The following is a 5612-nucleotide window of genomic DNA, read 5'->3' on the forward strand; positions in this document are numbered from 1 at the left end:
CGGGAACGCTTTTAATAACGTGATCAATCGCGTGTTCCGCCGCATCGTAGTTGACCTCGGTCTCACCGGGACCTTCTTCCGGAACCTCGTACATGCCGCCGGAAACCGCGCGCACCGCCTCTGCGAACTGAGCGCGAAGCCAGAGCGCCGACAGCGCCAGCACGACAACGAGCAACAGTATCGAGATTATCGACGCAGCAACGAAATTAGCCCGGAAAAAGTCGACCACGGATGTGTAGGGAATGATTGATTGGACCTGCCCGGACGTTATAATCCCTAATGCAAGCAGGATATCAACCAGACTCACCACCGCAACCAGGGCAAATAATATGATTAGCAGCACTCTGTTCAACACGTTCATGGTGACCCCTATCACGCCGGCATTAAATTACGTTACCCGCTAGATTATGCTACACGTTTAACGCGGGCAACCCTGATGCTTATATGCTCAAGGTCATCATCCAACCCAATGGATGCAAGGTTAGTCTTCACATCATATTCAACCTGCGAACGGACCGCCTGCCTGTCGGCATCCGTCGATACCTCTATGCCGGTTGCGATGTCGAACCTGTTGCCATGCACCACGACATCCACGCTTTCCGGCGTAATCCCTTTTCCTCGTGCAAGGCGCTGTACCAAAAACCTCTCGACATCGGACCCGAACACCCGGGTTTTACCCGCTTCGTCTTCCCGTATGGTAATGAAGCGGGCTCGGAAGGGCCGTATCTCAAGAATCAGGAGCACCAGTGACACCAGGAATATCCCGATGAGCGTCGCCTGGATTTGCCCCGCGTTGAGCCTGGTAAGAGAACGGAATATCCCGCTGACAAGCCCCGTTAATTGTGCGTTGCGGCTAAGGAGACCGATCAAGTAGACTATCCCCATTGCAGATGCAACGATGAACGCAATCGATATAATTGTTGCCAGTACCCGATTAAATATCCTCATACCGCTAGAACCAAATCCTCTACATAGATATCAACGCTTGTTACGCGATCCGCCATGTCGATGCCCTCTTTATGCAGTTGCTCCCAGATTTCTGCGCGAAGTCTATTTGCCATCTCGGGAATCGTTGTTCCGGAAACGGCCAGGGTCACGTAAATATCAACCGTATAGCGACCCTCACGGTCAGGCCCGTGCACCCATACGCCCGGTACGTCCGGGCTGTATGGGTAGGACTCACCAACCGCACGCACCCGTGTGAGTAAAACACCCTTCATCTTATCCACCGCAGATTCGACTGCCAGGGCTATTAGTTTTTTGTCCTGAAAAATATTAAGCGACACGGCTTTCACTTTCCCCTTGCTGCTGCTGCTGTTGCTCCTCCTGCGGGAAATACAGGTCGTAGACCGTAATATTGACCTCTTTTACGCGAAGACCGGTCATCGACTGCACCTGGTTAATAATATTCTGCCTTACATCGTTCGTGACATCCGGGATGCTCTGTCCGTAATCAATCATCAGGCTCAGGTCAACCGCCGCTTCCTCCTGACCGACCTGGACATCGACGCCTGTCCCCTTAGCCCCGGCACCTGTAATTCTTGATATAGCCCCACTAATCGCACGCTCTGTAGGGCCGCCCAGAGCATGAACCCCCCGGACCTCCCGTGCCGCCATACCGGCGATTTTAGCAACCACCGTATCGGCAACAATGGTCTTTCCGGGTCCTTGTTGCTTAAGTTCTTGCATTTCACCTTCAGCTCTTGCCTCTGCCATAAAATTCTCTCCTCCCTTCATGCTGTCCTTCTTACCCATAAATTCGGATAATACGTCGCGCATAAAGTTAATTCCCAGTTTTTAAAAATTAACCAGTGGCGGTTTCGCAGCCGTAAGCATGTTAAAGCATCTATTTGCAGGTAAGAGAAGATGTTTAAAAGGCAGAGAGCGAGAAATAATACAAATCCAGTTTTAGCAAAGCCTGCTGTTGGTTTTGCCATCCTTGCAAGCGGTGGTGAGGAGTGTGGTTACACTAAAAATAGCCCGATTAGATATCGAGCTATTTTTACTTGCGGAGGTGCGTGGGAATCGAACCCACCAACCGAGGTTTAACCCGGCCGACTGGTTTTGAAGACCAGCTGAGCCACCAGGCCCAATCCACCTCCATGAAAAACGATAATGGCAGAACCATTATCGTTGATACCTCTATTTTGCCAGGTCTGAGCCTAAAAAACAAGTCGGGTGCGTCTGGAACCATGGCATACGCCTCTCCTTGCTTCAACCGGTGTTGACACTAGCGCACGATACGGGTTTCGCCGACGCGCTTCGTAACGCCGACCATGTCGAAGTAGTTGAGGAGCGGAATGATATATTTTCTCGATGTGTCGAGCATCTGACGCACATCGGCCGGGCTCACCTGTTTGCCGGAGAAGTTCTTCTTTATTTCCGCCTTGGCCTCCTCGATGAGTGCGGCGTCGAAGTACATGTTCGGCGCGATTCTGACCAGCTTGTGCTCGCGTACCAGCAGATCGGCTAGCGAGTTGAGCTTCTTCAGGTCCATGCCCATCTCTTTTGCGAGCCAGGTGGTCTCGGGTGGGCCGTATTTGCCATCCACGATTTTTTTCGTGATGGATGCCAGCAACTTCTCGTCCTCTTTGCCCACTGTTACCTGGGCTTTTGCGTCGGCGATCTGGGCTTTGTCGACGACTATCTTGCCCGCTTTTTGCAGGTAGACAACAAACGTGTCGAACTCCTTATCCGACATCCAGTCGAAAAGCTGTGACTTTATAATCTGCTTGCTCAACCAGGGGTTAAGGGGGTTCTTTTTGAAGTTGTCGTTTAGATACCGCTCAAAGCTCTTGATATGGGTATCAAATGTGCTTTTCAGGACATAATTATCCTGCTTATCAATAACAATCGATGTAATCTCGCCGCCATTTACAAGCGCGGTGAGGCTCTCTCTTATCTGATCTTCATCCAGCTCGGAGCGCACCCAGAGCTGTTTTGCGGTCATGAAGCCTCGCGTCTCGTTAAGGAAAAGCCGTACGATTGCCTCGGAATCTCCCGCGCTTAGCAGCCGACAGCGCTCGCCGAAGTTTTTATGTGACGCCCGGTACTTGACCGGATGGCTATCCAGAACGCGGCCGCCGCCGATGGTTTGAATCGGTGAGTAGCTTCTGATGACAAATTTATCGCCGTACTTAGGTACCACCGGACTTTCCAGCCTGAACTGGACAAATGCGGTATCGCCCGGCATAAGAACCTCGCGGTCCGTTAAGACCACGCGCCCAAGCACCTCGCTCGTGCCGTGGTGCAACCTGATCCGCGCCCTGTTCTTTAGCTCTTTTGGGGCGCTTTCAAGCAATTTCAGCGTGGCGTCGAACATGTAGCTCGGGCTAAGAAAACCGGGCGCCAGCACGACGGCCCCGCGTTCGATGTCGTCCTTATCCAGACCGACCAGGTTAAGGGCCACCCTCTGCCCGGCGATGGCGGTATCCATCTTTGTGCCGTGAACCTGGATGCTGCGTATCCGAACCTCTTTGTTGACCGGATAGACGTGCGCCCTCTCGTCGGCGTGGATCTCGCCCGACCACAGGGTGCCCGTGATGACGGTACCCGCACCGGACATGGAAAAGACCCTGTCGATGGGCAGCCTAAACGGAGACCTGTCCTTGCGCGGTTGGATACGCCGGGCGATTGTATCGAGCGTGGTTCTCAGCTCATCGAGCCCCATCCCGGTTTTGCCGGATACGGGGACGATAGGCGCATCTTTGAGGCTTGTCTTTGCGAGGACTTTTCTGATCTCGTCTTCAACGAGCGGCAGCCACTCTTCATCGACGATATCGGCCTTGGTAAGCGCCACTACGCCTTCCTGAATGCCTAAGAGATCGACGATGGCGAGGTGCTCCTCGGTTTGCGGCATGACCGAATCATCTGCGGCGACAACCAACATAACGATGTCGATTCCGGTCGCACCGGCCAGCATGTTCTTAACGAAGCGCTCGTGGCCCGGCACGTCGATAACGCCGAGCTTCTGCCCGCTGGGCAGCTCAAGGCTGGCAAATCCAAGCTCGATTGAGATGCCCCGCTTCTTTTCTTCTTCAAGTCTATCTGTATCGATGCCGGTCAGCGCCTTGATCAGGGTGGTTTTTCCGTGATCAATATGGCCGGCAGTGCCGAGTATTAGCTGCTTCATTATTCCTTAACTACTTCCCTTATCTTGTTGAAGGCATCCAGTATCAGCCGGTCTTCGCCCTCTTGTATGGTACGCGGGTCTAAGAGAACCGCGTCTTCTTTAATTCGCACGATAACCGGCAGTTCGTTACATCTTAAAATCGTCTCGATTTCATTGGCGGTCGCAAAAGCGCAGCGCACGGAAACCACGGTCGTCGGTAGCTCCGCCAACGGAAGCGACCCTCCGCCGACTTTGGAAACCTCGGGCTCAGTTGTGACCGTAAAGCCCTCCCCGAGGTTGTCATTCAGGAGCTTCGCCAGCGCCTCGCCCCTGGTCTTTAGCTCATCGGCAGGGGCGGTGATCATCCGTATCGTCGGGTTCTTTTGCCACACCGTATCCATATCCAGATACTCTCTAAGTGTAGCCTCAAGCGCGGCCAAGGTCATCTTATCAACCCGGACCGCCCTTGCAAGCGGGTGTTTTTTCATGCGGTTGACGAACTCGGTCTTTCCGATAATAAGGCCTGCTTGCGGGCCTCCCAGCAGCTTGTCGCCGCTAAATGTTATAACATCAATACCGGCCCTCACACTCTCCTGCACCGTCGGCTCGTAGGTGATACCGTAGCGGGAGAGATCGATAAGCACGCCGCTGCCCAGGTCCTCCATGACCGGGATGCCGAGTTCTTCGCCGAGCGCGACCATCTCGTCCAGCTCGACCTCGTGCGTAAAGCCGACGATTCTAAAATTGCTCGTGTGTACTTTCATAAGAAGGGCCGTGTTTTCGGTAACCGCGGCGCGGTAGTCGCTAATGTAGGTCTTGTTGGTCGTGCCCACCTCGCGCAGGATGGCGCCGCTTTGCCGCATGACATCGGGAATCCTGAAGGAGCCGCCGATCTCAACGAGCTGGCCCCGTGAAACGATCGCCTCTCTTCTGGCGGCAAGCGTGCTGAGCGCTAAGAATACCGCTGAGGCGTTGTTGTTTACCACCATACCCGCCTCGGCTCCGGTTATTTTAACCAGAAGCGACTCGATATGGCTGTGGCGCGAGCCACGGGCCCCTTTTTCGAGGTCAAATTCCAGATTCGAGTAGTTGGACGCCGCCGCGACCACCGCATCGATGGCCGGTGCGCTCAATATCGAGCGGCCCAAATTCGTGTGGATAACAACACCGGTTGCATTTACCACCCGTTTAAGGCTCGGGGCGTATTGCTTCTCAAGCCAGCCCTCCAGGTCGCTTATCAGCGAGGATGCGGATACGTCGATACCGTCCAGCTCGTCGTCCGGCATGGACAGGATAGTCCCGCGCCTCTCGTCGATGACGTAGCGAACGCCATCCACAATAAGGGGTCGTGGATAAAGGTTGGATAGCTGCTTAACATCGGGCAAGTCGAGAACTTCATCGACTTTAGGAAGCTGCCGCAGGTATTTATTTTTCGACATTAAATCACCCCATGAAAAGTTCTCGTAGTTAAAGTTCTCGTACTTAAGGTTATCGAGTCTAA

Annotated in this window: 6 protein-coding genes and 1 tRNA gene; all 7 read right to left on the bottom strand. The window is 53.7% G+C overall.

Translation table 11 applies throughout. The annotated features are described in order from the left end of the window. Nucleotides 1–361: hypothetical protein (locus COY37_RS08180; RefSeq protein WP_286977164.1), on the bottom strand; the 361-nt coding region annotated here is incomplete at its 3' end. 44 nt (nt 362–405) lie between these two features. Further along, the gene (locus tag COY37_RS08185) at nt 406–948 is read right to left on the bottom strand and encodes an Asp23/Gls24 family envelope stress response protein (RefSeq protein ID WP_286677936.1); all 543 of its coding nucleotides are present in this window, start codon (nt 946–948) and stop codon (nt 406–408) included. Then, nucleotides 945–1286 (bottom strand): hypothetical protein, encoded by a 342-nt coding sequence (locus tag COY37_RS08190; protein ID WP_286977166.1) that lies wholly within the window; start codon nt 1284–1286, stop codon nt 945–947. The genes COY37_RS08185 and COY37_RS08190 overlap by 4 nt, the downstream gene beginning before the upstream one ends. Next, entirely contained in the window at nt 1276–1716 is a 441-nt protein-coding gene (locus tag COY37_RS08195; RefSeq protein ID WP_286677934.1) for an Asp23/Gls24 family envelope stress response protein, read from the bottom strand. The genes COY37_RS08190 and COY37_RS08195 overlap by 11 nt, the downstream gene beginning before the upstream one ends. Before the next feature lie 293 nt (nt 1717–2009). Beyond that, a tRNA-Sec gene (locus COY37_RS08200) sits at nt 2010–2102 on the bottom strand. A gap of 128 nt (nt 2103–2230) precedes the next feature. Continuing rightward, a complete protein-coding gene (selB, locus tag COY37_RS08205; protein ID WP_286677933.1) occupies nt 2231–4132 on the bottom strand; it encodes a selenocysteine-specific translation elongation factor in 1902 nt (633 codons plus the stop codon). Beyond that, entirely contained in the window at nt 4132–5550 is a 1419-nt protein-coding gene (gene selA, locus COY37_RS08210; RefSeq protein ID WP_353683012.1) for an L-seryl-tRNA(Sec) selenium transferase, read from the bottom strand. The genes selB and selA overlap by 1 nt, the downstream gene beginning before the upstream one ends. Between the last annotated feature and the right edge of the window lie 62 nt (nt 5551–5612).

The sequence above is a fragment of the Candidatus Aquicultor secundus genome, assembly GCF_002791875.1.
In the GTDB taxonomy this organism is placed as follows: domain Bacteria; phylum Actinomycetota; class Aquicultoria; order Aquicultorales; family Aquicultoraceae; genus Aquicultor_A; species Aquicultor_A secundus.